Below are 26,952 nucleotides of genomic sequence, written 5' to 3' on the forward strand. Positions count from 1 at the left end.
GGTCAGGACTCCGGCATCCCCGGGGAGCCGTCGGGAACCACCCACACGAGAGTGGACGTCACGACCCGACCGCTCGCGAGGGCGTTGCGCAAGGACGGTGTGTTGCCTGCGTGGATGTGTCCCCACAGCACGTCGGAACCGCCATCCGGCAGCCGGTCCGCCAGGCAGTGCAGCACCACGGGACCGTGACCACGGCGCCGGTGGGCGTCGTCCAGGACGATCTCCTCGACGCTGTACCCGGTGAAGCCGCGGGCGTCCTCGCGGGAAGCGGCGACGACCCCGGCGACCCGGCCCTCGATCACCACGTCGAACAGCAGGCCTTCCTCCTCAGCGTCCCGGAGCGTGGCGACGTCGGATGATGTCGCCCATTGATCGAGTCGTGGCTCGTGCACCCGGACATCGTCGTACATCGACCGGACCCGGGTCGCGGCTGACTCGGCGGAGGTCGCGCGGAGTTCGACGGACCCGGAGACCGGCTGGCGCGCCCGGATCGCGGCCAGCGGAGCGGCGACGACGAGTTGGTCGGGACGGGCGTCGAACGCGGACGACACCAGCGCCTGGTCTCCGCGTGCATCGCCCGGCAGCGCCACGCGGAAGCAGAGGGGTGCGAACTCGGCGTGGGCATCGAGGGTCGCACCGAGCTCGGCGAGACCCGACGCATCGGGAGCGACGCTGGTGGCGATGACGTCGACGAACGGCTTCGCGATGTCGCGTCCGCGGAACCGGATCCCCGTGACCGCCCAGCCGCCGGACGGGAGCTCGACGACGCGGTTCGCCCAGCGCAACGGGTCCTGGACCGGTAGGCCCACGGCGTCCCGCACCGCGGCTCCCCAGCTCGCGTCACCGACGAGTGCCAGCTCCGGCTCCGCCCAGCGGAAGAGCAACTCGCGCCAGTCCGCGTCCCACCCTCGGACGGTGCTCGACGACCACGATTCCAGGGCAGCGCGGAACTCCGGTTCGTCCATCCGGCCAGGCTACGGCGGTGGACGGAACTGCGGCAAGGCATCAGACGACCGCCAACGGCGGCTTCGAGGGCATTGCGGACACGCTGGGACGGAACCGCTGTAGACGACTGGTCTAATAGCGGCGTATGGTCGGGTCATGCCCACCGCAGAGACCGACACTCGGCAGCACATCCTCGCCACTGCCCAGACGCTGATGGCCCGCAAGGGCTACACCGCGGTCGGTCTCAACGAGGTGCTGTCGGAAGCCGGCGTCCCGAAGGGGTCGTTCTACTATTACTTCTCGTCGAAGGAGAACTTCGGCGAGGAGCTGATGAAGTTCTACTTCTCCGACTACCTCGCCACGATGCGCCGCATCGCCGGCAACACCGGCAAGACCGGCGCCGACCAGCTCGAGGAGTACTGGCAGCGCTTCTACGACTTGCAGTCGTACGACGACTGCCAGGGGAAGTGCCTCGTGGTGAAGCTTGCGACCGAGGTCTCCGACCTCTCCGAACCGATGCGGCTGCAGCTCGTCGACGGGACAGCGGGCATCATCGACAACCTCGAGCGAATGATCTCGACCGGCAAGCAGGACGGCTCGGTCGGAGCTCCCGAAGAACCCCGGGTCCTCGCCGAGCAGCTCTACGACGCCTGGCTCGGCGCCAGCACCATGGCGAAGATCCAGCGCACCCCCGCTTCCCTGCAGCGCGCCCTCGATCTGACGAAGTCCCGCTTGCACATCTGACCCACCGGGCTCCGGCCCGGTTTTCTTTCCGCTATCGCTAGACGACTGGTCTACTAATAGGAGTACAACATGACTGAAGACATCCTCTTCCTCGACGCGACCGAGCTGTCCGCCCGCATCAGGTCCGGCGCACTCACCTCGGTGGAGGTCGTCCAGGCGCACCTCGACCGCATCAAGGCGGTCGATCCGAAGATCAACGCGATCGTCACCATCAACGAGAACGCCATCGCCGAGGCGAAGGCTGCCGACGACGCACTCGCCGCGGGCGAGGAGGTCGGACCGCTGCACGGGGTGCCGTTCACCGTGAAGGACTCCATCGACGCCGACGGGATCCTCACCCAGCGCGGATCGCCCGTCTTCGCCGGTCGCACCCCCGACGCCGACGCCGTCGCAGTCGCCCGGATGAAGGCGGCCGGCGGGATCGTCCTCGCCAAGACGAACCTGCCCGAGTTCTCCTACTCGACCGAGAGCGTCAACCTGCTCTCCGGACGCACGAACAACCCGTGGAACCTCGACCGCACGTCCGGTGGTTCCAGCGGCGGCGAGTCCGCCGCGATCGCGGCCGGTCTCAGCCCGATCGGGCTCGGCACCGACCTCGCGATCTCGGTCCGCGGCCCGGCATCCCACACCGGTATCGCGGCCATCAAGCCGACCCACGGCCGCATCCCGATGACCGGCGTCTGGCCGCGGGTCCCCCGTCGCGACTGGCACGTCGGCCCGATGGCACGCACGATCCGCGACCTCGAACTCGGCTACGAGATCATGCGCGGCCCGGACGGGCAGGACGGCTTCGCCATCACCCCGAACACCGTCGACACCGGCAAGCGCGGAGCCGCCCCGTCGGACCTGCGCGTGGCGTGGTTCACCGACTCCGGCCTCGGCCCCGTCGACCCGCAGGTCGCCGACACCGTCCGCCAGGCAGCGGAAGCGCTGCGGACCGCAGGTGTCCACGTCGAGGAGATCGACATCCCGACCCTGCACCACGACACCCCCCTTGCGCTGTTCAACAAGCAACACGTCATGGAACTCAAGCCCGCGATGGCCGAGGCCACGAAGGGCCACGAGGACCAGCGGTTCACGATGTCGAAGACCATGCTCACCACCCCCGACACCTCCGTCGAGGACTACGTCGCCGCCGAACAGGGCTTCGAGCGGATCCGCGACGCCTACGCCGAGGTGTTCACGAGGTTCGACGCGGTCCTGCTCCCGGTGCTGCCGATCCCCGCACACGAACACGACAAGACCGAGTTCGTCATCGACGGGCAGACCGTCGACGCCACCCACATCCAGACCTTCACCGTTCAGTTCAACATCACCGGCATGCCCGCCCTCTCCATGCGGTTCGGCACGAGTTCCGACGGCCTCCCGATCGGCGTCCAGATCGCGGGACCGTGGCACGCCGAGTCCACCGTCTTCAATGTCGCCAAGGTGCTCGAGTCCGTCAGCCCCGTCCGCGACCAGCACCCCGAGATCTAGGAGCACCACATCATGACCACCACGACCACGGTGACCGGCGACTACGTCAACCGGAGCAACGCCCTCACCGGAACCGGCACCGTCCCGCTCTCCCGGTCGCTCCTCGCCCACCACTGACGGTAGCCGCGCCAGCCATCCAGGGCTGGCGCGGCGACTGCGCGTCCCCGACGCGAGCCGTTGTCGGCCGGGAGGCGCGGAGCGGACTCGCGCCGCGCCTCCCGTCCGTCAGGCGGCGGCCGGATCGATCCGCAGCGGCGGCAGAGGCGGTCGCTGTCCGCGACTCGGATCAGTTTCGCGATCAGCGGCGCGAACGGCGTCGAGGTCATCACCGCGTCCGCGACGCGACGCGTCGCGAGGCCCAGCCGGGTCTGCGGGATTTTCGCGGCACGCATACCGCCGATGAACGTGAGGCTGCGGCGGTGCGACTCGCGACCCTGCCTGCTGATGGTCCCAGCGGCGCGGTCTTCGAGGACGACACGCAGCTCGCCTGGTGACCGCAACCTCAACGTCACAGGGATGACCGTTGACGACCAGATCGCGTCCATCCGTGACGCTTGGGTGAAGGCGGAGTCGGCTGTCCGATAGCCGATCGGCTACTGAGACGTCGACGTCGAGGCGTTCCGGCATGTCAAGGTGAGGGATGACGTCTCGACCTTGAGTGGGTGTGGTCGCGGCGGCTGGCAATGCTGCCGCGATCGCGAGAGATGGGTCGGGGACGGGGCGCACCCATTCCGGGGTACAGGCGAGTCCGCAGAAGAGCCGCCTATTCGTGTGGCCGCATCGGGCGTTTCCTGGCAGGACACAAAGGTGTGAAGAATCGTCAGAGGGGGAACAGATGAAGATCAAGCCTGCACTGTCGTTGATCGGTGCGCTCGCGCTGTTGAGTTCGGCCGGAGCGACTGCGGCTACTGCTGCGGAGCTTCCAGCCGAGCCGGGGGTGGTGATCAGCGGTCAGCACCTGACAACCGCGGATGGGCTGACCGTGGTGGAGCACTCGTATCCCGTCGGGTCCGGCGGCCAGGTCGGCGAGAACCTGCCGACGACGTCGACGCCTGGGGGCGTGCACACGAACATCGTGCTCGGCTCGAGTTACGCTTTCTCGGAAGAGCAGCTCTACGTCGAGTACGTGGGAACCGCGAAGGCGGCAGCGAATGTTTACCAGGGTCAGCGCATCATCCAGATGTGCTACTGGTGGACCCGAACCGGCGCGACGTCGCCGACGACATGCGCCACAGCGACCTTCGTCAACGGCAGCTGGCGCGCCAGCGGCGAGGTCCACTCGAGCTTCAGCGATTCGCTGGGCTCGAACGTGCCGCAGACCATATTCCACGTGAAGAGCACCCGAATCGACCCGCGCGGCTGACCCGCGCCCGCAACAGCGCAGCCTCTGCCCCCCGGTCCACAGAACTGGGGGCAGGGGCTTTGTTGGTTCCTCAGGACGTCGACGGCTGGTGGCGGACCTGCGCGGTCGCGCCGAGCCGCCACGCGGCGCCTGCGCAGACCAGCGCGGCGAGGACGGCAGATCCGATCAGGGCGAACATCACCACCGGGGTCGCGAAGTCGGCGCGGCTCAGTACCACGACCGCGACGATGCTCATCAGGACGAAGACGCCGGCAGCTATGACGATCCCGACGGTGATTCTCCGGCGGACACCGGCGTCCTGCTGCGGTGCTTTCCCGAGCAGGCGGTAGAGCAGCAGTACGACGATCAGCTGCCAGCAGGCGAAGCCGACGACTTCCCACGCGATCGCCGGCACGACGGTGGGCGCTACCTCCGGGAACACTGCTGCGGTTTGCGCCAAAGCAAATGGTATGAGCCACGTTTCAGCGATGAGCGAGAGCAGTAGACCAATCGCCAGGATCGTGGCCAGGACTGTGCGTGTTGAACGGTGCATCACGAGCCTCCCCCATGAGTTGCCGCAATTGTACTCAGCTGCCTCGGGGGAGGGGTGAGGCCGTGCAACCCGAATGCACGGCCCCACCTTAGGGAGGACCACTCCCCATGGACGGGCCGCATCAGGACGGCCTCTCCACCGGTTCCCTGACTGGGCGCCGCGTCGTCCATGCGTGGCCGGACAGGCAGCGTCTGAACGACCTGTGGGACGCCGACGCCGCGGCCCTGGTCGTCGTTGAGTGGGGTGAGTCTTCCACCGCCGACTGGATCGTCGGAGCATCTCTCGATCTCCTCCTGCCGAACTGGACGACGGCCGCGGGCTCAGTGTCTAGTTTCGAGCCCGTGAGTCTTCCCGAAGATGTGGATGCCATCCTGCAGAACGTCGCGCACTGGTCGGCTAGCTACTCGAATCGTCCGCCTTGCAGATGGTCAGTCCCACTGGAAGGGACCATCCCCTAGGCGGAGAGACCATCTAGCTGGGACACCGACAGCGACAATGTGAGCGTCGCCGCAAAGTGTCGCAGCGGTCCGCGTCAGTGCACCACTTGCAAGCTCGGTGTCGCGCCCGCTTTGCAGCCTTCTCTGTCGCCTCAGCAAAACCCCTGATCAAGATGGGTCGCGCGCGAGCGCAAGTTCTACGCATGGGACGCCCGCGCCTGATCAGCTGTGAGCGCCCTACAGGTAGTCCCCACCGAAGCGTCCGGAATGGCATCGGCTTCCGGAACGTCGTCGCTACTTCGACAATTCACGCGTCCCGACGGAGATCATGTCGGGATGGGGACCTCTGTGCTTCGACTCACCACAATCGCCGCGTGCGGGCTTGTCGCAACATGGCTCGGGATCGGCGCCGAGCAGGTATGCCCAGCGATCTACCCGGCCCCTGAGCCGTGCGGCTCGGGAGTGCGAACCACCCCGCCGCGGTCGGGACCGGCCTCATAGCCGCACTCCTTGCCCCCACCATCGTTCTCGTCGCGGTGAGGAACACACATCCCACGCGCGTTGTGACCGTCGCTCTGCTCGGAGCGAGCTGCGCGATCACGCCAATCTGGACGCTCTTCGCTGGCGGGTTTGCCGCCGACTAACGCGTCCTGATCGTCGCGCTACTAATCCTTCTCGTCGTAACCATGACCGTCGCTGCGATCCGCATTCCGCGTAGAGAGCGACCGGAGCATGAGTAGCTTCCCGCCCCTCTGCGGCGTCCCTCACACTACCGGCCCTCGGAACGGCACGCGTCCTGATTGACTCGCCACATGTCTGCTCGGAGTCTTACCGTAATCGGTGTCGTTGTGATCGCGCTCGCACTACTTGTGTGGATCATAAATCCGACGCTTCATGGGGCGAGTTTCGTGATGTTGATCGTGGCGCTGGTGGCCGGCCTTGCCTGCGTCGTGCTGGGGATCGTGCGGCCTCCACGTAGTTGACCCTCGCCTGCGTTGAAACCCGTCCCACCAGGGGATCGTCAAGCGGACGGGCCGGTCTGAGGGACGAGACCTCTCAGCGGTCGCGACGATCGTACGAGCATCTTGCTGCCGTCGCGCGGGTCGCGCGGATCACCGACGGGCATGAGCTATCCGTCCGGAGCACGCAGAGCCGCCGCTGGTTGCAGGCATTAGCTTCGAGCGGTGGACGAGATCCTCGAGGTGTCAGAAGTCATCGCCCTGCTGCGGCCGATGTTCCAGGTCATGCTCACGACCCCTGAACTCGCGACGCTCACGCTGGAGATCGTGCCGATCGACGACGTCACCGGCTCAGCGCTGGACGGGGACGATCTCGTCGAGCAGAACGGTGCCGTGGTCCGCTGGCGCATCATGCGCGAACGCGGTTGGTCCGGCGGTCTGTGGGTCGAGGATGGCCTCGACGCCCTCGTTCGCAACGTGCAGAGTGATCTCCAAGACTTCATCGCGGAGAGCCGATTCGGATGGGGTCAGCTCAGAGGGCCTCACGACCTACCGTGATGTTGACATGGTCGACGCAGTGACCCGGTCAGGACGTCCGGTGATCGATCTGCTACCGGACGCAGCGCAGAGCTGCGATCATTGCCACATGGGCAAGGGAGCGCGACTCAAAGCAGAGCGGGCGTCTGCACCGCTACCGGCAGAAACGCACGAGCCGGCAGTACCGCGGAACTGGCCGAGCGGCCACGTCGGTGTGGCCATCACTGACCCCACTGCTGACGAGTGCATTGAGATCACCATCCACGGCGTGCGTCACTATCTGCACTCGACGACCGCGCGCGAGCTGAGCAACATGCTCGGTGAACGGCTCGACGAGTGGAACGAGACTGCCCGTAAGCACGGCTTCCCGGGCGTCTGAGCGCTCGCGCAACGGCACAGGACCCGACCACCAAGCGGTGATCGGGTCCTGCCGTGAAGGGACGTTCGGGTCAGCCCTTCACGTTCCGCGGGTCGTTGCCCGGTGCGATCGTGTCCTTCGCCCGCACCTGACCCTGCCGGTTGTGGACGGAAAGTTCCCCGCCACCCTGGTTGCCGATGATCTGCCGCGCGCGGTCGATCGCCTCCGCCTGGGTGTCGGTGTGTGCCGAGGCGCGGTCACCTCCGCCTCGCACGTCCGAACCGCCGTTCGGGTTGGGAATCACGTTCCTGTTCGTGCTCATTCTCACCTCCTTCGTCAGGGAGAAGGTATCCCCGGGCTTCGACACTCACATATGACACGCCGCGTGACAGATTACGGTTGCATGAACAGGCCGACCCTTGAGGTGCGAGACGCCCTCCCGACCGAGGTCGGGAGGGCGCTCGGGTTACCTCACGGCTTCCAGGAGAAGTACCCCCGACTGCTCGGGGTACTTCCGCGCTCTATGCGGCCGAGGCGAGTGCCTTGGTAACGCGGTCGTGCACGAATTCCACGACGTTTGCGTCGATGCCCTTCACATGGCCGGTGACCTTCAACGACTCCCCGAAGGCGAGGGAGACCTCGAACCCACCTCCGCCCTTCCAGGAGAAGATGCGTCCGCTTTCGGGCTCCTGGTGGAGCGCGTCCCAGGCTTTCCCAACTTCCTCGTCCTTTCCGGTGCGCTCACCCTTGGTGATTGCGGCGGTGTGGTGGATATCAGGCTGATTGGTGATGACGACAGTCTGCGCCTCGATGAGACCAGCTCGCAGGCTCGCGAGGTCCTGGAACTGCTGTTCGACGGGCTTGTTCAACTCGATGGATACCATGTGAGGCATCTTCGCATGCACCACTGACACGCCATCCCGATTTGTCAGCTGGCGTCGCTCTTTTCCTTCTCGATTTGAAATACGCGCTGCTTGCTGATTCCGAGCACCCGGCCGGTGTCATCAGCGGTAAGTCCTCGGCTGCGGAGCCCCATTACCACAGCGCGCTTGCGCTCGCTGGCATGCGCCTGCGCCGCTGCCAACTCGGCGTCTGCCTGCTGCCATTCAGTGCGGGCATCCTCGGTCGCTTTCACCGTCACGGACACATCTATGGAGTCGATGTCGACGTGCTCCCAGGCGCTGATGATGCCGCGTGCTTCGTCAGAGACCTCGGCGAGATTGCGCGCCTGACCTGCGGTGTCGAGTTCGGGAATCTCGAACACCCACCAGCGCCCCTCGCGCTCGACGGTGACGTCATACGTACGCTTTTTCTCAGTGGACGGTGTTCCACCGCTCTTGACCACGACGGACCGGCCGCCGCCGTTCTTGCCGACAACGGATCGACCCGCACCGGCCTTGCCGACAACGAACTCGCCGCCGCCGGCGCCGTTGCGGACGATCTGCCGGGCGCGGTCGATCGCCTCAGCCTGAGTGTCGGTGTGTGCCGAGGCGCGGTCACCGCCGCCTCGCAGGTCCCAACCGCCATTCGGGTTGCGAACCACCTTCTTGTTGCTCATCACTTCCATCCCTTCGGGACGTTCGCGCCCGGCTTCTTGCTGAACTTCTGGAGGACCCCCGCGGACACTTCCTTGTGGCCGAACGGGAATGAGAACTTCACCGATTCGTCGGGCAGGCCCCAGATTTCGTGACTGCCCGGGGCGTCGGAGAGAAGCACCCAGCCGATGGTCCCGAGGTGCTTAATCACGTCCCGTGACTTCTGCGGCTTCATGAGCTTAGTCTAGGCGGGATTGCCCTGCAAGGCAAGTTACGTTTGCCTTTTACGTCGAAAGGTCGTGGAGGCAGTGACTTGCAGATTGCATCAGGCTAATCTGTTGGGTAAAACAGTGTCCGGTAAGACATCAGTACCGAGCTCAAAAGGACGTCGACTCGATGCCGCACTCGCCTACCTATCGCCGCGTCGACCCCGCGGACCCTCATCTTCCGCCCACCCGGCCCGTTGACACGTCACACCTGATGGCGCCGTTGCTGGGCTCTGACAAGCGCACCCAACCGAAACCACGCAAGCTCTCGTAATCCACGGTCGTGGGCGCTCCTTGGAGGCAGCGCGCCGGGATCCCGCCGAGTGGCGGCGTCGAGGTCTCACACCACCCGAGGAGCTCGCCGCCTTGGTGAGTGCGCGACTTCACGACCTCCCGGCGGAGCCGACCTACGGAGACTTCTTCCAAGCCCCCCTAGACACCCGCCAGGAGCTGCCCTGTCGGGATGGTTGATCAGGGGCGTATCTACGCCGTGTTCGTTCCAGCTTGCGTTTTGGGTGGACGTCGAAGTGCCGGCACCGATGCGGCGCCGTTGACGGGCCCGCTCCCATCAGTCCCTCCTTGTCCCGTGTGAGCCAGGTGCCGCCTCGGGTTCGGCGCCACCTGGCTCACCCTTATCTCGGCTCAGCCGCGGGTGCTGCGGGGGTCGTTGCCGGGTGCGATGGTGTCCTTCGCCCGGATCTGACCGTCGACGCCGTGAATATTCAGCTCTCCGCCGCCGGCGTTTCCGATGATCTGCCGGCCCCGGCTGATGGCCTGCGCCTGCGTGTCGGTGTGGGCGGAGGATCGGCTCGCTCCGGGTGCCTTCACGTCCCAGCCGCCGTTGGGGTTGGGAACGACGTGTCGGTTGTTGGGCTTGGTCACGATGTTCGTCCGTTCTGCCGCGGGTCGCGGCGCTGGTGGTGGTCGACGAGGCGTTGCTCGCCGACCACCGTCGGGTGTGATGGGGTTACGCGCCGGTGGCGATGAACGCGTTCGTCTGGACGGTGTTCGCTGCACGCTGCGCGTTGCTCATGGATGCGAAGGCCTCACCCGAGGCAGCGACGTTGTCGCTCGAGCGCCATGCTCGCCAGCGCCACTTGCCGGCGAGGTCGACGTAAACCTCGTATCGCGCCGTGAGTGACCCCGTCCTGAAGTCGGTGGCGGCGCGCTGCGCGTGGGTGGAGGAGACGAATGTCTCGCCCGCCCAGGCGACCATCTCGTTGTTGGCGGCGTACAGCCACCAGGACCACTGAGCGTTCTGGGTGGGCTGAATCTGAAAACGGAGGGTCACGGTGCCCTCTCCTCTCGTGTTGGCAGTGTGTTCTGCAACGGGGGTGCCGCTTATCGGCGGCGAGGAGGTACGGCCACGAAGTCGTGGCTGCACATGGTCGGTCCACAGAGAGGGACCGACGCGAGGATCGGCAGCGTATTGCTGCGCCGACACGCCCAACTGCGTGATGGGGAACCGCAAGATTGAGCGGCTGCGCGACGCGAGTCGGGTCCTCGTGGGTACAGTGAGGTTCAGCCGGTGAGGGTGACCAATTGGTGTCTCCGATCTGGTGTGCAGAGCACGGTGAGCGCTTGGGCCTAGGAAACTTTGGCGCGCAACGTGCGTCGTGACAGCCCTCGACTGGAAGACCCGGTCGGGGGTTTGTTGCTGTTGAGGCGGATGACCGCTCCCTCAGAAACACTACATCTGGTGGCTGGTTGCAGCGCTGACCACAAGAGAAAGTGTTACAGCCGTGTAGTTCTCCACAACGTCCTCCACAGTGCGGACAGCTGCTCGTACCCCGAAATCCGGGCGATGTGGAGGCCCCGGCAAGCACTTCTCCACAGTGCAACTAGAGAGCTATCCACCGGTGTGGAGCGACAGCGTTCGGCGTGTCGCGGTGCAGCCGACACGGCAGATTGAGGGGACTACCTCGTCGCGCCGCCCCGATGGCATCCGTTGAGTCACAGTTCGGCGCGCGGCCGCTCCGGACAGGACCGGGGACGGCGTGCTTACGAGGGGAGCCCGCGGTCGTTGTGACGCAGCGGGGGACCCGGGCGCCTTGCCGGAGGTCAGCGGCGCGGGCATCAAGCTGCTGACCTACGCCTGCCACGAACGCCGGATCGCAAGAGAGCTTCGACAGCAGCCGACAACCTCACGACGTGCCGTGCTCACGCAGCTGCACGTGTCTCGACCCTCCTCGCTGACACATAGTGCTGCGCATCCAACAGGTTGGCTGAGCAGCGACAACAGCACGCAAGAAGGCGATGCGCCATGGGTGCCGTGGTCTGTGGGTCAATGTGTACGAGCGCGGCCGAGCGGAAACGGTGCACACGTCGTCTCCGCGATGTAGGTTGCCAACGTGAGGACAAGGGCACCTCACCAGAGCCCACCTCTCGGCCAGATCGAGGCCGAGAACGGCGACTGCACACGATCCGCGCCAGCTCAACTGAGCCGAACCGTGCACCGCGATCCGCGCTCAATCGAACACGGCACGTCGGTGGCCATCAACTGATCTCCAGAGCACGACGCAAGTGCGGTGTCCTCGAGGGTCCCGTCGGTGTCGGTCGGTGGGCAGCGAGCGTCCAGTCCAATCGTTCGTGGACTCGCCTCGTGCTGCCGGCCACGCACCTGGCTTCACCTCGTCGCCCGCCCAGCGATGCGGGCGCACCATCGCTACTCGCAGCAGCAGACCGCAAATCGTGGGGTCCTCACCTCATCCGCGACAGAAGTGGGGCGCAGTGTCCCTTCGATTTACGTCCGTCCCGATGCAGAACGGCCAGTTCGTCTGGCGTTTGCACAATTCGGAGAACGAGTTGCTCGCGCGGTCAGGGCAAGGCTTCGACACCAGCGCGCAGCGCGCAGCGCGCAGCGGGCCGCGGCCAGGTTCAGAGCGCTCTGCCCGACGGTTCGTTTCGAGGTCTATGTTAATGCGGTCGACGAATGGCGTTGGCGAGCGTGCCGCGCTCGTATCGCTGTCGCTCGATCGGGTCGTGTTTTCGTGACCCGCTACGACGCCGAGCATGCCGCCGCCGACGTCCGGATCAACGCCGTCTGCGCTACCGGGCCTTGGTCCGGGTACCGGACGCCATGAAAGCGAGATACGAAGCTCGCATGGTGCCGCTATGGGATCGGACCTCGCTTACCTGTTTCGCATCCACAAGTTCTCTCGGTCATCGGGAGGTGGCTGCAGGTAGGCGACCCGCCGTCAAGTCTCTGAAGGCAGGTCGAGCTCGGTGTCCGCTGCGACGGGGTAGATCGCTTCGAGCACATAGCTTCGACGGCCCTCGTCCGCGCCTCTGCCAACCGCGGTGTAGATAGTGAAGCGAGCCTCTACTCGTCGGTCCTCGACCGTCGCCAACTGCGCAACGCGCTGTTCCAGGTCGGATGATTCGAAGCTGGCGGCGAAGGTGCGAGTGCGATCGTCAGCCGCGAAGAACATCAAGCCTTTGTCCCAGCGGTGCCCGGTGATTGCGCCGGAGGTGTTCCACTGCGTTCGGTGGACGTCTTGGACTGCGAGCTGCTCGGCGAGGTGCTTCGCGCCGCGGCTGGACAGCGATACACCATGCGTTCGAAGGCCCTGCTTCCGAAACTCTCCTGTGACCTGCCAGTCCCTTGCCGCTACCTGTTCCGCGACCTTCCGCAGTTGCGTCCGTGCTCGGAACGGGATGGACTGGATGATGCCGTCGAGCGCGACGTTGTCCGGATCGGGTTCAGCGTTACTGAAGACGGTCGCGATCGCCCATAGCGAGTCCGAGTACACGTCACTCTCGGTCCAGACGCGGTCTTGGTTCGAGTCACCGGAGAGCGGGGTGTGGCGAGCGTCAGAGCGTTCATGCGGGGTCGGAGCGATGAAGGTCGCGCGCACTGACCCGGGCCCTGGTGCGACGCGCAGTGGCGCGCTCATCGCGCCCAGGCGCAGGACGCTCTTGACGTACTCCTTCGACGCATCTGCCATAGCGCTGACGAAGACACCGAAGGACTTGGCGTTCGTGGCGTGCTCCTGAACGTCTCCCTCGTTGAGATGCAGTTCGAGTTCAGCGGCGTCGGGCGCAAGTTCCTCTTCTGCCACGAGTTGCAGTGTCGGGGACGCGTCCGCGGATGCCAGAAGCGCGCCGAGCAGCAGATCGCGATCGGGGTCGTCAAGCGCTTCGCGTAAGGCCGCCCGGAAGAGGTCTTCGAGCGACTTCTCGTCACTGCTCGGCATTGGGATTCGTCACCTCCACGTACCCCTTCCGTTCTCCTTCGAGGAGAGTCTTCCCTGGACCGGTGACGTTTGACCACATGCGGTCCCAGTACTCGAGGAGAGCCGGCTTGTCCGCTGGTGCAGGGTAAGCGTCGATCAGCCCTCCCATGACGGCGACCTTGTCGAGGGCGGCAGGCTTGTTTGCGACGACAGCGGTGACGTCGCTCATCGTGAACAGCGATGCCCGAACGACCCGATCCAGGCCCCCCGGAGGTGTTGGCTTGTCGTACACGACGACGACGTCGGCGTCTTCGGGAGCGGCCCATGTCCTGTGGGTGATGAAGCCACCGTCGATGCGGAGGCGTGCTGATGGAAGAGCGTCCCAGACGAGTGCTGCGTACAGCGAGAGAGCGTCGAACACACGCTGACGTTGCTCACGAAACGGTGCTTCGACGACGAAGCGCTCATGCAGCTCCTCGAGCGTCGCCGTATAAGGGTGGGCCGCGGGCGGCAGCAAGCCGCGTCCGTCCATAGCTGGAAGCACGATCCCCCTCATGATCATTGGCAGTCCCAGCTTAGAGGTGAGGAAACCGCCAATAACGCCCCAGTCCGGTGGGTACTCAAGCGACCGGGTCGAGCCCTCGAAGTGTTCGCTCCGCCACCACTCTCGTTGCAACCGCAAGCTCGGCAGCCCGGGTGGGGGTGAACGTCGTACTCAGTTCTGCCCCACTCGGTCGCCGCAGGACCGCCGGACCTTTCTGCCTCCGAGGGGTAGTGCAGGCAGCGCATCGGGCAGATGCGGCGACGCTGCGCGCAGAACTTGTCGCCAAGAGGCGTTGGCGACCGCTTTCGTGAGCAGGCGACCGTTTTCGTGAACAGTCACACAACCGCGCTACTGCGGCATGTCCACGAACCGCGAGAACATCCCGTGGAACGCCACCGTGATCGTGTCCGTCGGCCCGTTACGGTGCTTCGCCACGATGAGGTCCGCCTCGCCCTGCCGCGGGTTGTCCTTCTCGTAGGCGGACTCACGGTGGAGCAGGATCACCATGTCGGCGTCCTGCTCGATCGAGCCCGATTCACGCAGGTCGGAGATCATCGGCTTCTTGTCTGCTCGCTGCTCGGGTCCACGGTTCAGCTGCGACAGCGCGATGACGGGGACCTGGAGCTCCTTCGCCATGAGCTTCAGCGCACGCGAGAACTCGGAGACCTCCTGCTGACGTGACTCGACCTTCTTGCCGGAGGTCATCAGCTGCAGGTAGTCGATGACCACGAGCTTGAGGTTGTGCTGCTGCTTGAGCCGGCGGCACTTCGCGCGGATCTCGACGAGGGTCATGTTGGGGGAGTCGTCGATGTAGAACGGGGCGTCGTTGATGCGCCCTCGGGTCTGCGCGATGGTGGTCCAGTCGCGGGAGTCGACGGTGCCCTTGCGCATGTGCTGCAGCGGCACGCTGGTCTCGGCGGAGAGCAGACGCATCGCGATCTCGGCGCGACCCATCTCGAGCGAGAAGAACGCGGCGGTCTGGTCGTGCTTGACGGCTGCTGCGCGGCAGAGGTCGAGCGCGAGCGTGGACTTCCCGAGCGCAGGTCGGGCGGCGATGATGATCAGCTGCCCCGGGTGGAAGCCGTTCGTGAGGCCGTCGAGCTGGGCGAACCCGGTCGGGACGCCGGTCATCTGCCCGTCGCGACCCTTGGCGGCTTCGATCTCGTCGATGGCGGCACCGATGGCGTCGGTGAGTGGCACGTAGTCCTCGGTCTGGACGCCGCCGGCGACGTTGTAGACCTCGGCCTGGGCGCTGTTGACCAGGTCGGTGACCTCGCCCTCGGACGCGTAGCCCATCTGGACGATCCGGGTCCCGGCGTCGACGAGGCGACGGAGCACGGCCTTCTCGGCGACGATGCCGGCGTAGTACCCGGCGTTCGCGGCCGTGGGCACCATGCTCGTCACGCTGTGCAGGTACTCGGCGCCACCGGCACGGGACAGCAGACCGGTCTTGGTCAGCTCGTCGGTGACGGCGATGACGTCGGTCGGCTCACCGTGGGAGTAGAGCGACAGGATCGCGTCGAAGATGACCTCGTGCTTGGGGATGTAGAAGTCCACACCACGCGCGGTCTCGATGACGTCGGCGACGGCGTCTTTCGACAGGAGCATGCCGCCGATGGTCGACTGCTCGGCGAGGAGGTCGTGCGGCGGCGTGCGCTCCATGCCACCGCGTTCCGCGTAGTCCTGCGGTGCGGGATCAAGATGCGCGATCGACACACGGTCTCCTCTTGTTCTGTGACCTGTCCCGGACGGAACCGGTCCAGGCAGTACTACCCCGAGCGACCGACATCCCCGAGTCGCTGGGCCAAGCTACGGGTACGAAGTTATCCCCACAAAACATGCCTGTGGATAACTCTGTGGACGAATCGCGGAACACGCCGGAAGTTCGTGTGGACAACTGTGGACAATGCTGTGCAGAACCGGCCCACCGAACACACTTTCGATGACTTGACCTGGGGTTTTCGATTCCACACTGTGTGTGGAGAAGTGGGGTTCAACGTGCAGTTGAAGGTTGCCGACTTGACGTTTCCACTGTGTAAAACGACTTGACAAACGCGAGCCTGAGGACAACTTTCCCTGCTGGCTCCCAGGCGCTCCCGGCGCCGCACCGGACGTAACCGGTCAGGCCAGCGCACCCGAGCCTCCAGTCCGCCGCGCAGCGGATCGGTAACCGCCCAGCGCGACCCGCCCGCCAGTCGCGACACGTCGTCGGCATCATCTGCCGACCGGTCATGACACGCCGCCCGTGCGACGTCAATCGGTCACAGATTGTCGCTTTCGACACCGCCAGCCGCCAGAACGCGACATCTCGAGGGAAGTGAGCGGCATGTCGTGACCACTCAAGCCGCTCGCCCGACCGACCCGACCGGCCCGACTCGCCCGACCGACCCGACCGGCCCGACCGGCCCGACCGGCCCGACTCGCCCGACCCGCCCTGCCGGCCACGCACGCACGCCGAACCGCAAGCCGAGCTCCAAGCACCGAGCGACCCGACCCACGCCGCGCCTCAGCGCTCCGCCAACTCCCCGGCCTCGCTGCCCGTCCGCGTCGACGCCGTCACCAACGGCACCTGCAACGTCGACGCCAGCCCGGTCCCCAGGTGCACGAACGCCGTCCCGGGCTCGATCCGCGTGGAGATCGACGATCGGGAGATCCGGACGCCGATCAGGTCACCGGCGAGCGTGTCCTGCGGCGAGAGCAGCGCACCACGACGGTTCTTCTTGGCGTCGACCTGCCAGCCACCGAAGCCCGCGGCGAGCCCGGTCGTGTTGCCACCGAGCAGCAACCCCTGCCGGTTGTCCGCAGCGGCACGGCCCCAGTCCCGCAACCACTTCGCCGCCGAGCAGTCGATGAGGAGCTCCCCGTCGTCGACGACCAGCACGGTCGGCTCCCCGGAGGGCGTCAACACGGGGGACAGCTCCTCCACAGTGACGTCGTCCCCGGTGAACACCGCGCGGACGCCGGGCAGCCCGGCCAGGTCCCGGACGGTACCCTGTCGCGGCGCGAGCACGACGAGCTGCGTCCCACTCGCGAGCAGCGACCGCGCCATCGACGCGAGCATCGTCGAACGCCCGGATCGGGACGGCCCGGCGACGATGAACGTGCCGCCTCCGGTGGACAGGTCGACGGTCTGCAGCTCCATGTCGTCGCCACCGATCCCGGTCACGGCGACCATCGGTGTCAGCGCAGGCGCCGATGACAGCGCGAGCGCCCCGTCGAGGTCCAGGTCCTTCGGTAGTGCGTCGACGCGGAACGGCCGCGGGGCCGGCGCGGACGGACCCTCGAACGAAGAAGCCAGAGAGACAGCCAACGCCCGGATCGCAGCCGCCTGCCCCTGCCCGGACACGTCCGGGCCGAGCGAGGCGAACTGCAGTTCGATGCCCGACTCCGCGCGGAACCCACGACCGGCCGGGATCGACGCCGGGAGCTTCCGGTGGTTGATGCCGCCGAGGGAGTAGTCGAGCCGGTCGGTCAGGCGCAGGACGATCTTGTCGTCGGTGAGCGTCGACATCCGCGAGGACAGCAGTGTGCGGTCGCCCGAGATCACGATGTGGATGCCCGCGGCCGCTCCGTCGCGGAGGAGGGACTGCACCGAGTCGGTCAGGGCACCGCCGTCGACCTCGCCCAGCGACGTCGTGAAGTTCTCCCACCGGTCGATGAGGACGAGCACGTGCGGCAGCTGCTCGCCTGGCGCGGCGAGGAGCCGCTGCTCGGTGATGTCCGAGGCACTCGCGGCGGCGATGACGTCGTGCCGACGGGCGGTCTCGCGACTGAGCCGGTCGATGAGCCGCGTCGCACGCTCGACCTGCGTGCGCTGCACGACCGCGCCGCAGTGCGGCAGCGCCTGCAGGGACGCGAGCGCGCCGTTGCCGCAGTCGATCGCGTAGAGGTGCAGGTCGGTGGAGGGGATGGAGGACGCGGCGGACGCGGCGATCGTCCGGAGCGCCAGGGACCGCCCGGATCCGGGGGCTCCGACGATGAACAGGTGGTTGAAGCGGTCGAGGTCGATCTCCGCCGCGCGCTGCTCCTGGGTGTCCGGCAGGTCCTCGGTGCCGAACGCGAAGCGGAGAGCATCCTCGTCGGCGGTCAGTGCCCGCCCGGCTCCGACGGCCGCCGTGCCGACGGCGTCGAGCGGCAGCAGCTCGGGCAGCGGCGGCAACCACGGGCTGTGGAGTGGGCCGATCCCGAGTCGCTCACGCGCCTCGCCCATCGCACCGACGAGCACCGACAGGTCGGTCGCGGCCGACGCTCGGTCGCTCCGCGCGGGTCGGGCGGGCGGTGCGGTCGCGAAGTCGCGCCAGTCGAGCACACGGACGAACGGGAGGCTCGTGGCCGGGTCCTCGTCACCGGCCCACTTCCCGCCGACGCGAGCCGATTGGAACGGCACGACCGACGAGTGACCGAGGCGCGCGAACGCGCGCCCCGGCACGCTCTTCGGGATGCGTGCCGCATCTGCGACATCGATGACGTCGGTGCTCTCACCCGAGTCCGTCATCCGGAGTGCGACACGGAGGTTCGTGTTCGCGCGGATGTCCGGGCCGACGACGCCGCCCGGGCGCTGCGTGGCAAGGATGAGGTGCACGCCGAGGGACCGGCCGCGCTGGGCGATCCCGATCAGGCCGGACACGAAGTCGGGCAGCTCGGTGACCATCGCGGCGAACTCGTCGATGACGAGCACGAGCCGCGGCATCGCCTCGCCCGTACCACCGCGTTCCAGATGCGCCTCGTGGTCCTCGATGTCCTTCGCCCCTGACGCCGCGAGGATGTGCTCGCGACGGGTGAGCTCGGCACGGAGCGACCGGAGCGCACGCTCGACGAGGTGCTGGTCGAGGTCGGTGACGAGCCCGACGGTGTGGGGCAGGTCGGACGCCACGCTGAAGGCAGCGCCACCCTTGTAGTCCACGAGCACGAAGGTCATCTGGTCCGGACGGTTGGCGAGTGCGAGCGACGCGACGAGGGTCTGCAGGAACTCGGACTTGCCCGAACCGGTCGTGCCCGCGACGAGACCGTGCGGGCCGTCCTTCACGAGGTCGAGCGCGAACGCGCCGTCGATCCCGACGCCCACGACCGCCGAGGTCGTCGCTGCGCCGCGCTGCCACCGCTCCGCGACGATCGCCCCGGACGGCTGCGGCAGGTCGACCACGTCGAGCAGTCGCGCCGCGTCGGGCACCAGGCCGTCGCCGTCGGAACCGCTCGTGTCCCGCAGCGGGGACACGGCACGGGCGACGTCCTCGTACCAGTCGTCCTCGACGCGGTCGGCGAGCACGAGCTCCACGGGCGCGGAGAGCTGCCGCCGCAGGACCAGCTCCGTCTCGGTGCGGTGGGTCACCGTGGCGACGCACTCCTCGGGGAGCTGCCACTCCTCCTCGTCGATGCACACCAGCCGGATGCCGCACGCCGGTCCGTCGCGGAGGAGTCCCACGACACCGGGCATCGCACGCAGCCGACGGGCGCCGTCGAGCACGACGACGATCTCCGGGGAGAACCGCGCGCGCATCGAGCCGTTCTTGGTCCGCTCGGCTCGGCGCTCGGCGAGCACCTGGGTCAGCTCGGCCAGCCGACGACCGATCGTCTCGCCGTCGGCACCGATCAGGGCGAGCGCGTCCTGGCCACCGGTCGGCCGCAGATGGGGGAGCCACATCGTCCATGCCCAGTCCGGCATGTGCTGCTGGGCGGTGAGCACGACGAACTGCACCTCGCGCGGGCTCTGCGTCACGGCGAGCTGTCCGAGCACCCACCGGCCGAGCTCGCGCGGCGACGACCCGGCCCCGGCGATCCCGAGCACGCCGACCTCGGCGAGCGGCACGGTGACCGGGACGCCCCTGGTGATCCGGTCCTCGTGCGTGAGGCCGTCGAGGTCGCGGTCGTCCTGCACGGTGACCGTCGAGGGCAGGTCGCCGATGCCGATCCGGACGTGCAGGTGGTCGGCATCAGAGGGTCGCCGCTCCCAGAGTCGACGCCCAGGGGTCGTCGCGACGACCCGCAGCGATCCGGCGTCGGACGACGACGACCTGCGCTCGTCCCGCTCGGCGAGCACCGCGGCGTCGATCGCCCGCTCGAGCGCCGCGACCCGCTCCCGGTGCTCGGCGGTCTGCTTGCGGTGGCTCTTCTTGCCCGTCCGTCTGGCGGTGACGGTCTGCCCGACGACCATGATCGGCGTCATCGCGGCGAACAGCAGGTAGAACGGCGAGTGGAACACCGTCGCCATGACGATGCCGAACATCGCCGGGACGAACACCATGATCCACGGGATCGCGGACCGCTGCGGCGGCACGGGGGGCTTCGGGATTCGGAACTGCGTCGTCAGGAACGGGGGCAGTAACCGGGGAGGCCGGTTGAAGTCCAGCTGTCCCGAGTCCGGCGGACGGAGCAGCATGCGGTCCACGACCTCGACCGGGCGCACCGTGAGCACGGTCGATCCGAGGCGCACGAGCGCATCGGGGACCCAGTCCACCCACTCGGCGCCGATCTCGTCCTGCTCGATCGTGACCGAACCTGCTGAACCGGTTACCGGCTCGTCCGCCGGTGCCTGGCGGACCGTCACGGTCCCGTCGAAGGCGATCCGAGCCTCCAGTCCGGGGTGGTCCGCAGCGTCCGCGCCGACCGTCGGCGACCCGTCGTCAGCGACGGCGATCCGGAACGTGCCCGGTGAGAGCCGGCGCGTCCGGCCGGCGTCGACACCTCCGACGACCAGCAGGTTGACGATGCCTCGTTCGACTTCGGGGCGGTGCGCGCCGCCGACGTGCAGCACCGCGCCGTCGACCAAGCCGCTCCTGGCGAAGGGGACGTCGCCGTCCGGTGCGTCCTGCGGCATCGCCGCGCCACCGGTGCGGCGAGCGAGCGCGTCGACCACACTGCGCATCGGGGTCTGGCCGGGCGCGTCGACGAGGACGTCGGAGGACTCGCCGGTGACGTCGTCGACGACGGTGACGACGACGCGCATCAGGCGTCCGCCTCCACGGCGTCCGGGAGCGCTGCGGGATCGGTCTGCGTGGTAGCCGACTGCGTTGATGCCGCAAGGGGCATGGACAGACCGACGTCCATCCACCGGACCGTCCCGAGGACGTCCGAGACGTGTGTTCCGTCGCGGCGGGCCTCGATCGTCCACCGGGCGAGCGGGTGCGGCGCGGCCGCGACACAGGCCCACCGGCCGCCGGGCCGCTCGAGGAGCCGGGCGAGTTCGCGTCCGTCTTCCCCGGACGGTACCTTCGCCACGACCAGGAGGCCCGGGGTCGCGTCCGCCGCGACGGCCGCGATCGCGTCGCGCACCGACACGGCCACACCGAGCGTCGACCCGGTGCCCACGCTGAGCACCGCGGTCCCCGTCGCCCACGGATCGGTGCGGACCTGGTCGACCACGCGGCGGAGCACCGCCTCGCGTGCGGCCTGCTCACCCCGGAGCGCGACGATCCCGCGCACGCGACGCAGGTCGACGAGGACGTTCTCGTCACCATCGGTGCCGAGGGAGACCACCGTGGCGAACTCGTTCGGCGCCGGTGCGGTCAGCGGCACGGCCTGCAGCGCCCACATCGGGGCCGACCAGGAACGACCATCGGGGGTCGCGGTCCACGGCTGCGGTGGCGCGATGGTCGGGGAGGCGAGATCGAGCCGCACGGTCGTGCCGACCAGGATGCGGACCGCGCCGGGGAAGACGACCCCGGCGGCCGCGCACGAGGCATCCACCGCGCGGAGGACCCGGTCGATGCCCCACGGCGCCGCCGGGTCACGGCGGACCTGGTCGGCCCACGCGAGCGCGTCGGTCGCGGTGCGCCGACGGACGGCGACGATCGTCGGGATCACGAAGGCCAGCGTCCCGAGGAACAGCACGACCGACATCGTCAGGAGCAGGTGCGACTCGGGGTGGGCGAAGGACCAGGTCACGCGGCTCCTCCGAGCTCGGCCAGACGGCGTTCGAGGGTGGTCGGTTCGGCTCCGGGGACGTCGGTCCAGCGGAACGTGGTCATGATCGCGTCGAAGAGCGAGACGAGCGCGTCGGTGAGCTGACCGTCGGCGTCGGGCAGGCTGATCGCGGAGAAGGACATCACGACCCACCGGCCGGGCCGGTGCGGGACCGGGATCGTGTACACGACCTGGCGGTCGTCGACGACGGGGAGGTCCTGGCCGAGACCCGGGAGTTCCGTACCGGGGTCCGCGCGCCGGACGGTGGTGTCGGTCCGGGCCGCGATGCCACCGTCCACCTCGCGGATGCCGGGGTCGTCCTGGTCCCGACGGTCGGGCAGGGCGTCGGCGAGGATCTGCGCGATCACCTGCTCAGGGGCCTCGTCGGACTCGTCGTCCACCTCGGTCTCGATGACGGACACCGGGGGCGTGAAGCCGTCGACGGGCTGCACGGGCAGGTACACCGCCGTCGCGCCGTTGTCGCCGGCCTCGACCACGGTCGCGGTCAGGCGCTTCCGCATCTCCTGTCGCAGCGGTTCGGCACGGTCGCGGGGCAGGTCGTCCGGGAGCGCGTTGGCGATCACCTGCCGGACGATCGTCCCGAGTTCCTCGCGGTGGGTCACGTCCGCGGGGAGTCGCGCCCACCCAGGCGGGACGACCATGAAGAAGGAGGCGGTCGGTTCGGTCATGCGGCCACCTCGTTGCGGATCGCGGCGAGCAGGTCGACGACCTCTGGTCCGAACACCGGCACGACGTCGAGGTCCCTGGTGCGCCAGAGGACGCGGGTGTCGACGGCGGGGCCGTCCCCGCCCCCTTCCCGCCGGACCGCACACACCGTCGCCCAGATCGCGCCGTCGTCGTCGAGGTCGTACCGGGTGACGACCGGCCCCTCGCCCCCGACGTGCTCGGGGAGTTCGTCGACCGCGGGCTGCTCCACGGGCAGGCCGCCCTCCGCACCGGCGAGTTGGAGGAGGCCACGGGTGTCCTGCAGGTCCTCGGTGTCGGCGATCCCGATCGAGACCACGACGGGGAGCGGCCACCGGTTCGGGACGCCGAGGCCCGCGACGAGCCGGTCCCCGCCGTCGAGCGAGGCGCGGAACTCGAGCAGGGTGTCGAGCGCCGTCTGCGGGTCGACCTCCCGGCCGTCGTCGAAGATCCGCTGCTCGCCCTCGGCCTCGCGGTCCACGTGCACGATCGCCGCGAACAGCCGGAGCACCTCGGCGCGCCACTCGGGGGTCACATCGGCGACGTCCGGGATGACGAGCCACTGCGGGGACTCGACGTCGATGCTCGACGTGACGGCCGGTGCTGCTGTGGTCATGGCGCTGCTCTCAGACGGCGATCGGGTGCTTGATCGCGTTCCAGTCGTCGGTCCACGGGCGCTTCTTGTCCGCGCCGTCGCCGATCGGGTTGATGACGAGCCCGGCGATGGAGTAGTTCTTGCCCCACACGGCCATCCCGCCGTTGACGTAGCTGTGCCACTTCGGGGCGTTCCCGACCAGCGTGCCGAGTCCGTTGGCGCCGCCGAATTTGCCGAGGTCGTTCCGCAGCAGCTGGAAGTCGACGCCGCCGATCCGTTCCGCCCAGCTCGTGAACCCCTGCCGGGTGAACCGATCGGCACCGAACTGTTTCGAGATCGTGGCCCAGTCGTTCTTGATCGTCGTGCCGACCTTCGGGATGTTCCACCAGTTCGGGTTGTCCTTGAACTTGCCGGCGAAGTCGTCCAGCCTGTTCAGCCCGTTCGTCCGGACCTCGTTGCCCAGCTGGTTGGCGTACCGCACCTTGGTCGCCGACCCGGCGCTCGTCCAGTCCTTGATGGCGGCGTCCCTGATCTTCGAGATCTTCCCGAGGTCGACCTTCGTGGCGTTCTGGATCGCGGTCTTGCCGGCGGTGACGCCCTTGCCGACCGCGATGGAGGTGGCCTTCGTGATGCCGGCACCGACCCCGAGCGTGACCACGCCCACGACCGCCATGACGAGGTCGAAGACGTTCCCCTCGCCGAGCGCGGTCAACCCGATCTGCGCGACGAGGCTGACCCCGGCCGCGACCGCGCCCATGATGGCCAGCACACCGACGCCGGGGATCAGGATCGCCAGAGCGGCCAGGGCGATGCCGATGTACGTGAAGATCTTGACGATCAGCTTCAGCAGCTTCGAGAAGAACGCCTTGATCTTGTCGCCCAAGGTGTCGTGCAGGCCGTCGTCCCATGCCGCGCGGATCGTCGACGCCGCCGCCTTGCCCGCACCGTCGAGTGCCGACAACGCGTTCCGCAGCTTGGTCTTCGCCGCGTCCATCGCGTCGTTCGCCCTGGTCGTCGCCGCGTGCTTCGCGTCGATCTGCCCCTGCTCGTCGTCGGTGAGCGGGGGAGCATCGTCGGCGCGGTTCTCGGAGGGGTCCGGCATCGCCGACGCACTCGCACCCGACTGCTGCGCGGTCTCCGCTTCCTGCAGTGCGGCTGCCGACTCGCTGAGCCCCTGCTCGAGCGACGGCAGGTACCCCGTCAGGGCATCCCGGATCGCGTCGTACCGGCCGGACATCTTCTGCAGGGACTCGGCGACCTCCTTGCTCTTCTTCCGGACGGCGTCAGCGGTCTCGCCCTTGAACTTGCTGTCGTCGCCGTCGCCGATGCTCTTGAGGACCGCCGCCTCGGAGGTGATCTCCGACGCCATGTCCTTGTAGTACGTGATGAGCTCCTGCATCACACCGGTGTCCGCGATCACCGGGTCGGTGGACTCGCCGAGCAGGCCCCAGTTGCCCTCGCGCACCGGCATCAGGCGTTCCCTGCGTCCGTCGTCTCGGTGGTGAGCTTCTCGCTGAGGTCGTGCTCGAGGTCGGTCCAGTTCTGGGTGACCTTCTGCATCTTGTCCCGCAGGTCGGCGATGGCGCCCTTCATCTTGTTGCGGTGGATCTTCCAGTCGCCGGAGAAGTCGTTCATGGCCTTGTACACGTCGTGCTGGCCGTAGACCTGGTCGAGCGCGCGGTCGTCGGACTTCTGGTGCTCCAGCTCGTCCGAGATGTGCTGCAGCTTGGTGGTCGAGTCCTCGAGGACTTCCTTCGTGATGATGAGGTCTGCCATGACTGCTCCTGGTCGGTGAACGGGATCGGAACCGGATCGGCCCCGGTGCTCGTCGTCGTGACGAGGACCGGGACCGATTCGCGGTCGCTACTTGATGGCGTTCGCGAGTTCCTGGTCGGTCTGCTGCAGCGCCTCGGCCGCCTTGTTCAGGTACATCGACATGCCCTCGAGGCCCTCGATCGTCTTCGTCGCACCGTCGTTGAACTCCTGGTACGAGCTCCCGAAGGCAACCGACGACTGGTCCGTGACGTAGCCACCCGAGATCAACGAGTCCACGAGCGACTTCAGCTCACGCAGCTTCGAGGTGATGTCCTGCTCACCGTTCACGAGTCGGGTCGCGGCGTCCTGCATCTCGCCGTAGGTCACGTTCAAGTTGGGCATTGCCTGCTCCTGTCGTTCGTCTGCACCCCCGATCGAGGGACAGATGAGAGGTTATTTCACGATGAAACCGGTTGTCGGGGTACGTTTCCCGACGTGTTGCGGAATGCACTTCTTCACACGATTGTGCAGATTCCAGTACATCGGCGGCGGCGCACGGTCGATGCCGAGCGGTATTCGTATGTCACCCGTTATGAAATTCCGGGCTGTTCGGCGTGTCGGGACGCGCCGAGCGGACGTCCAGTCCCCCGAAAGGAGGACTCAGAAGCCGTGCACCAACGCGCCGGACGCCTCCTTGTAGCCGGGGACCCGCTGCTGGTCCGAGCCCCACCCGGTCGGTTTGATGCCCTGGCCGTAGATGAACGTGTTCGTCCAGCTGGCGACGACACGGCCGCCGGCGACGTACTTGTGCCACGCGGGGAGCGCGGCGATGTCCACGCCGTAGTCGCGCTGCAGAGCGACCTTCATCGCGTCCATCTCGATCTGCCGGTCGACGCTGAAGAGGCGGTCCGCACGCCAGTTGCCCTTCGACAGGACGTCGGCGATCTTGCCCTTGTCCTCGGCCCACAGGGTCTTGTTCGGGTGCCACCAGTTCGGCTTCTCCTTGAAGCCGCCGAGGACGTTCTTCATCGTCGTGTCGACGCGCAGGTCGGTCAGGCGGTTGATCTGCCGGTCGATGGTGCCCACCGTGCGCGCGGCGTTGGGGTCGTTCAGCGCGTTCTTGACGTTGTACGACCGGACGTCCTGGAGCTTCTTGATCTTGTCGAGGTTCATCTTCTCGAACCCCTTCATGCCCTTCGCGAGCCCGGCGGTCTTCGCCACCGAGGCCGCCTTCGTGACGATGCCACCGACCCCGACGAGCACGAGTCCCACGGCCGAAGTGATCACGTCGAGCCATGAGCCCTCGCCCATGCCGGCGAGGGCGATGTTCGCCACCAGGGTCACCGATGCTGCGACGGCGGCCATGAAGGTGAGCATGCCGACGCCCGGGATGAGGATCGCGAGCGCCGCGAGCGCGATGCCGATGTACGTGAAGATCTTGACGATGATCTTCAGCAGCGCCGAGAAGAACGCCTTGATCTTGTCGCCGAGGGTGTCGTGCAGGCCGTCGTCCCACGCAGCCCGGATCGTCGACGCTGCCGCCTTGCCCGCGGCGTTGATCCCGTCAACAGCCCGACGCAGCCGGGCGACAGCGGCATCAGCGCCCTCCTGTGCACGGCTCGATGCGGCGTGCTTCGCGTCGATCGCCCCCTGCTCGTCGGCCGTCAGCGGGGGAGCGTCGTCCGCCCGCCCCTGCGAGGGGTCCGGCATCGCTCCGGCGCGGGTCCCGGCCGCGGAGGCGTCCTCGGCATCGCGGAGCGCGGCCGCCGATTCCGTGAGTGCGTCCTCCAGCGACGGCACGTACCCGGTCAGGGCGTCGCGGATCGCCTCGTAGCGTCCGGCCATCTTGTGCAGGGACGCGGCGACCTCCTTGCTCTTCGAGCGCACCGCGTCAGCGGACTCGCCCTTGAACCGGGTCGTGTCGCCGTCGCCGATGCGCTGCAGCACCGCGGCCTCCGAGGTGATCTCCTGGGCCATCGTCGTGTAGTACGCGACGAGCTCGTGGACCACGGGCACATCGGCCACGACCGGGTCCGACGACTCGTGCAGCAGTTCCCAGTTGCCGGCGCGGGCGGGCATCAGGCGTCGCTCGCGTCGGTCGACTCGGTGGTGCGCTCGTCGTGCAGG

24 protein-coding genes are annotated in these 26,952 nt (G+C 67.6%); 5 read left to right on the forward strand and 19 right to left on the reverse strand.

Annotated features, from left to right (window positions below; translation table 11 throughout):
* Positions 1–2: 2 nt before the first annotated feature.
* On the reverse strand, positions 3–965 hold the full coding sequence (locus AAEP80_RS02790) for a GNAT family N-acetyltransferase (RefSeq protein ID WP_420365874.1): 963 nt from the start codon (positions 963–965) through the stop codon (positions 3–5).
* Positions 966–1,101: 136 nt separating this feature from the next.
* Between AAEP80_RS02790 and AAEP80_RS02795 the strand changes: the two genes are divergently transcribed.
* The 3 genes from AAEP80_RS02795 (at position 1,102) to AAEP80_RS02805 (ending at position 4,528) form a co-directional block, all read left to right on the forward strand.
* Complete coding sequence (locus tag AAEP80_RS02795; protein WP_420365875.1) at positions 1,102–1,689, forward strand: TetR/AcrR family transcriptional regulator; 588 nt, start codon at positions 1,102–1,104, stop codon at positions 1,687–1,689.
* A gap of 69 nt (positions 1,690–1,758) precedes the next feature.
* On the forward strand, positions 1,759–3,165 hold the full coding sequence (locus tag AAEP80_RS02800) for an amidase (RefSeq protein WP_420365876.1): 1,407 nt from the start codon (positions 1,759–1,761) through the stop codon (positions 3,163–3,165).
* 835 nt (positions 3,166–4,000) lie between these two features.
* On the forward strand, positions 4,001–4,528 hold the full coding sequence (locus AAEP80_RS02805; protein WP_420365877.1) for a hypothetical protein: 528 nt from the start codon (positions 4,001–4,003) through the stop codon (positions 4,526–4,528).
* Between the two features lie 70 nt (positions 4,529–4,598).
* Here the strand turns inward: AAEP80_RS02805 and AAEP80_RS02810 are convergent, their stop codons facing one another.
* Positions 4,599–5,060, reverse strand: a complete 462-nt coding sequence (locus AAEP80_RS02810; protein ID WP_420365878.1) for a hypothetical protein — start codon at positions 5,058–5,060, stop codon at positions 4,599–4,601.
* Between the two features lie 1,621 nt (positions 5,061–6,681).
* Between AAEP80_RS02810 and AAEP80_RS02815 the strand changes: the two genes are divergently transcribed.
* Positions 6,682–7,014 (forward strand): hypothetical protein, encoded by a 333-nt coding sequence (locus AAEP80_RS02815; RefSeq protein WP_420365879.1) that lies wholly within the window; start codon positions 6,682–6,684, stop codon positions 7,012–7,014.
* A gap of 7 nt (positions 7,015–7,021) precedes the next feature.
* Entirely contained in the window at positions 7,022–7,372 is a 351-nt protein-coding gene (locus AAEP80_RS02820) for a hypothetical protein (protein ID WP_420365880.1), read from the forward strand.
* A gap of 70 nt (positions 7,373–7,442) precedes the next feature.
* On the opposite strand, the gene AAEP80_RS02825 is transcribed toward AAEP80_RS02820, so the two are convergent.
* The 17 genes from AAEP80_RS02825 to AAEP80_RS02905 all read right to left on the reverse strand — a co-directional run bounded on the left by AAEP80_RS02825 (position 7,443) and on the right by AAEP80_RS02905 (position 26,904).
* On the reverse strand, positions 7,443–7,673 hold the full coding sequence (locus AAEP80_RS02825; protein WP_420365881.1) for a DUF2188 domain-containing protein: 231 nt from the start codon (positions 7,671–7,673) through the stop codon (positions 7,443–7,445).
* Positions 7,674–7,872: 199 nt separating this feature from the next.
* Positions 7,873–8,235, reverse strand: coding sequence for a hypothetical protein (locus AAEP80_RS02830; RefSeq protein WP_420365882.1), 363 nt, complete (start codon positions 8,233–8,235; stop codon positions 7,873–7,875).
* A gap of 44 nt (positions 8,236–8,279) precedes the next feature.
* On the reverse strand, positions 8,280–8,909 hold the full coding sequence (locus AAEP80_RS02835) for a DUF2188 domain-containing protein (protein WP_420365883.1): 630 nt from the start codon (positions 8,907–8,909) through the stop codon (positions 8,280–8,282).
* Positions 8,909–9,121 carry a type II toxin-antitoxin system HicA family toxin gene (locus tag AAEP80_RS02840; RefSeq protein ID WP_420365884.1) on the reverse strand — a complete coding sequence of 71 codons (213 nt, stop codon included), beginning with the start codon at positions 9,119–9,121 and terminating at the stop codon, positions 8,909–8,911. Before AAEP80_RS02840 ends, AAEP80_RS02835 begins: the two co-directional genes overlap by 1 nt.
* 673 nt (positions 9,122–9,794) lie before the next feature.
* Entirely contained in the window at positions 9,795–10,034 is a 240-nt protein-coding gene (locus AAEP80_RS02845; RefSeq protein ID WP_420365885.1) for a DUF2188 domain-containing protein, read from the reverse strand.
* 85 nt (positions 10,035–10,119) lie between these two features.
* Positions 10,120–10,443, reverse strand: coding sequence for a YegP family protein (locus AAEP80_RS02850; protein WP_420365886.1), 324 nt, complete (start codon positions 10,441–10,443; stop codon positions 10,120–10,122).
* A gap of 1,906 nt (positions 10,444–12,349) precedes the next feature.
* Complete coding sequence (locus tag AAEP80_RS02855) at positions 12,350–13,348, reverse strand: hypothetical protein (RefSeq protein WP_420365887.1); 999 nt, start codon at positions 13,346–13,348, stop codon at positions 12,350–12,352.
* Complete coding sequence (locus tag AAEP80_RS02860; protein ID WP_420365888.1) at positions 13,335–13,889, reverse strand: DUF6932 family protein; 555 nt, start codon at positions 13,887–13,889, stop codon at positions 13,335–13,337. The genes AAEP80_RS02855 and AAEP80_RS02860 overlap by 14 nt, the downstream gene beginning before the upstream one ends.
* A 330-nt stretch (positions 13,890–14,219) precedes the next feature.
* Positions 14,220–15,587, reverse strand: coding sequence for a replicative DNA helicase (gene dnaB, locus AAEP80_RS02865; protein WP_281266276.1), 1,368 nt, complete (start codon positions 15,585–15,587; stop codon positions 14,220–14,222).
* Positions 15,588–16,377: 790 nt separating this feature from the next.
* A complete protein-coding gene (locus AAEP80_RS02870; protein WP_420365889.1) occupies positions 16,378–20,814 on the reverse strand; it encodes an FtsK/SpoIIIE domain-containing protein in 4,437 nt (1,478 codons plus the stop codon).
* Positions 20,814–21,752, reverse strand: a complete 939-nt coding sequence (locus AAEP80_RS02875; RefSeq protein WP_402727530.1) for a hypothetical protein — start codon at positions 21,750–21,752, stop codon at positions 20,814–20,816. Before AAEP80_RS02875 ends, AAEP80_RS02870 begins: the two co-directional genes overlap by 1 nt.
* Positions 21,749–22,459 carry a hypothetical protein gene (locus AAEP80_RS02880; protein ID WP_420365890.1) on the reverse strand — a complete coding sequence of 237 codons (711 nt, stop codon included), beginning with the start codon at positions 22,457–22,459 and terminating at the stop codon, positions 21,749–21,751. Before AAEP80_RS02880 ends, AAEP80_RS02875 begins: the two co-directional genes overlap by 4 nt.
* Positions 22,456–23,091, reverse strand: coding sequence for a hypothetical protein (locus tag AAEP80_RS02885; RefSeq protein WP_420365891.1), 636 nt, complete (start codon positions 23,089–23,091; stop codon positions 22,456–22,458). Before AAEP80_RS02885 ends, AAEP80_RS02880 begins: the two co-directional genes overlap by 4 nt.
* A 10-nt stretch (positions 23,092–23,101) precedes the next feature.
* On the reverse strand, positions 23,102–24,541 hold the full coding sequence (locus AAEP80_RS02890) for a hypothetical protein (RefSeq protein ID WP_420365892.1): 1,440 nt from the start codon (positions 24,539–24,541) through the stop codon (positions 23,102–23,104).
* Positions 24,541–24,846, reverse strand: coding sequence for a hypothetical protein (locus AAEP80_RS02895; RefSeq protein ID WP_402727534.1), 306 nt, complete (start codon positions 24,844–24,846; stop codon positions 24,541–24,543). Before AAEP80_RS02895 ends, AAEP80_RS02890 begins: the two co-directional genes overlap by 1 nt.
* 87 nt (positions 24,847–24,933) lie before the next feature.
* Positions 24,934–25,227 carry a WXG100 family type VII secretion target gene (locus AAEP80_RS02900; RefSeq protein ID WP_126889958.1) on the reverse strand — a complete coding sequence of 98 codons (294 nt, stop codon included), beginning with the start codon at positions 25,225–25,227 and terminating at the stop codon, positions 24,934–24,936.
* Positions 25,228–25,485: 258 nt separating this feature from the next.
* Entirely contained in the window at positions 25,486–26,904 is a 1,419-nt protein-coding gene (locus AAEP80_RS02905) for a hypothetical protein (protein ID WP_420365893.1), read from the reverse strand.
* Positions 26,905–26,952 lie beyond the last annotated feature (48 nt).

It is taken from the genome of Curtobacterium sp. L3-7 (genome assembly GCF_048756585.1).
Taxonomy (GTDB): domain Bacteria; phylum Actinomycetota; class Actinomycetes; order Actinomycetales; family Microbacteriaceae; genus Curtobacterium.

What these genes read in the sequence shown, in the direction of transcription:
- AAEP80_RS02890 (WP_420365892.1), bottom strand. Translation starts at nt 24,541, where the DNA reads ATGCCGGTGCGCGAGGGCAACTGGGGCCTGCTCGGCGAGTCCACCGAC.
- AAEP80_RS02800 (WP_420365876.1), top strand. Translation starts at nt 1,759, where the DNA reads ATGACTGAAGACATCCTCTTCCTCGACGCGACCGAGCTGTCCGCCCGC.
- AAEP80_RS02870 (WP_420365889.1), bottom strand. Translation starts at nt 20,814, where the DNA reads ATGCGCGTCGTCGTCACCGTCGTCGACGACGTCACCGGCGAGTCCTCC.
- AAEP80_RS02835 (WP_420365883.1), bottom strand. Translation starts at nt 8,909, where the DNA reads ATGAGCAACAAGAAGGTGGTTCGCAACCCGAATGGCGGTTGGGACCTG.
- AAEP80_RS02905 (WP_420365893.1), bottom strand. Translation starts at nt 26,904, where the DNA reads ATGCCCGCCCGCGCCGGCAACTGGGAACTGCTGCACGAGTCGTCGGAC.
- AAEP80_RS02895 (WP_402727534.1), bottom strand. Translation starts at nt 24,846, where the DNA reads ATGGCAGACCTCATCATCACGAAGGAAGTCCTCGAGGACTCGACCACC.
- AAEP80_RS02790 (WP_420365874.1), bottom strand. Translation starts at nt 965, where the DNA reads ATGGACGAACCGGAGTTCCGCGCTGCCCTGGAATCGTGGTCGTCGAGC.
- AAEP80_RS02795 (WP_420365875.1), top strand. Translation starts at nt 1,102, where the DNA reads ATGCCCACCGCAGAGACCGACACTCGGCAGCACATCCTCGCCACTGCC.
- AAEP80_RS02820 (WP_420365880.1), top strand. Translation starts at nt 7,022, where the DNA reads ATGGTCGACGCAGTGACCCGGTCAGGACGTCCGGTGATCGATCTGCTA.
- AAEP80_RS02855 (WP_420365887.1), bottom strand. Translation starts at nt 13,348, where the DNA reads ATGCCGAGCAGTGACGAGAAGTCGCTCGAAGACCTCTTCCGGGCGGCC.
- AAEP80_RS02900 (WP_126889958.1), bottom strand. Translation starts at nt 25,227, where the DNA reads ATGCCCAACTTGAACGTGACCTACGGCGAGATGCAGGACGCCGCGACC.
- AAEP80_RS02885 (WP_420365891.1), bottom strand. Translation starts at nt 23,091, where the DNA reads ATGACCACAGCAGCACCGGCCGTCACGTCGAGCATCGACGTCGAGTCC.
- AAEP80_RS02825 (WP_420365881.1), bottom strand. Translation starts at nt 7,673, where the DNA reads ATGAGCACGAACAGGAACGTGATTCCCAACCCGAACGGCGGTTCGGAC.
- AAEP80_RS02880 (WP_420365890.1), bottom strand. Translation starts at nt 22,459, where the DNA reads ATGACCGAACCGACCGCCTCCTTCTTCATGGTCGTCCCGCCTGGGTGG.
- AAEP80_RS02830 (WP_420365882.1), bottom strand. Translation starts at nt 8,235, where the DNA reads ATGGTATCCATCGAGTTGAACAAGCCCGTCGAACAGCAGTTCCAGGAC.
- AAEP80_RS02840 (WP_420365884.1), bottom strand. Translation starts at nt 9,121, where the DNA reads ATGAAGCCGCAGAAGTCACGGGACGTGATTAAGCACCTCGGGACCATC.
- AAEP80_RS02860 (WP_420365888.1), bottom strand. Translation starts at nt 13,889, where the DNA reads ATGATCATGAGGGGGATCGTGCTTCCAGCTATGGACGGACGCGGCTTG.
- AAEP80_RS02810 (WP_420365878.1), bottom strand. Translation starts at nt 5,060, where the DNA reads ATGCACCGTTCAACACGCACAGTCCTGGCCACGATCCTGGCGATTGGT.
- AAEP80_RS02805 (WP_420365877.1), top strand. Translation starts at nt 4,001, where the DNA reads ATGAAGATCAAGCCTGCACTGTCGTTGATCGGTGCGCTCGCGCTGTTG.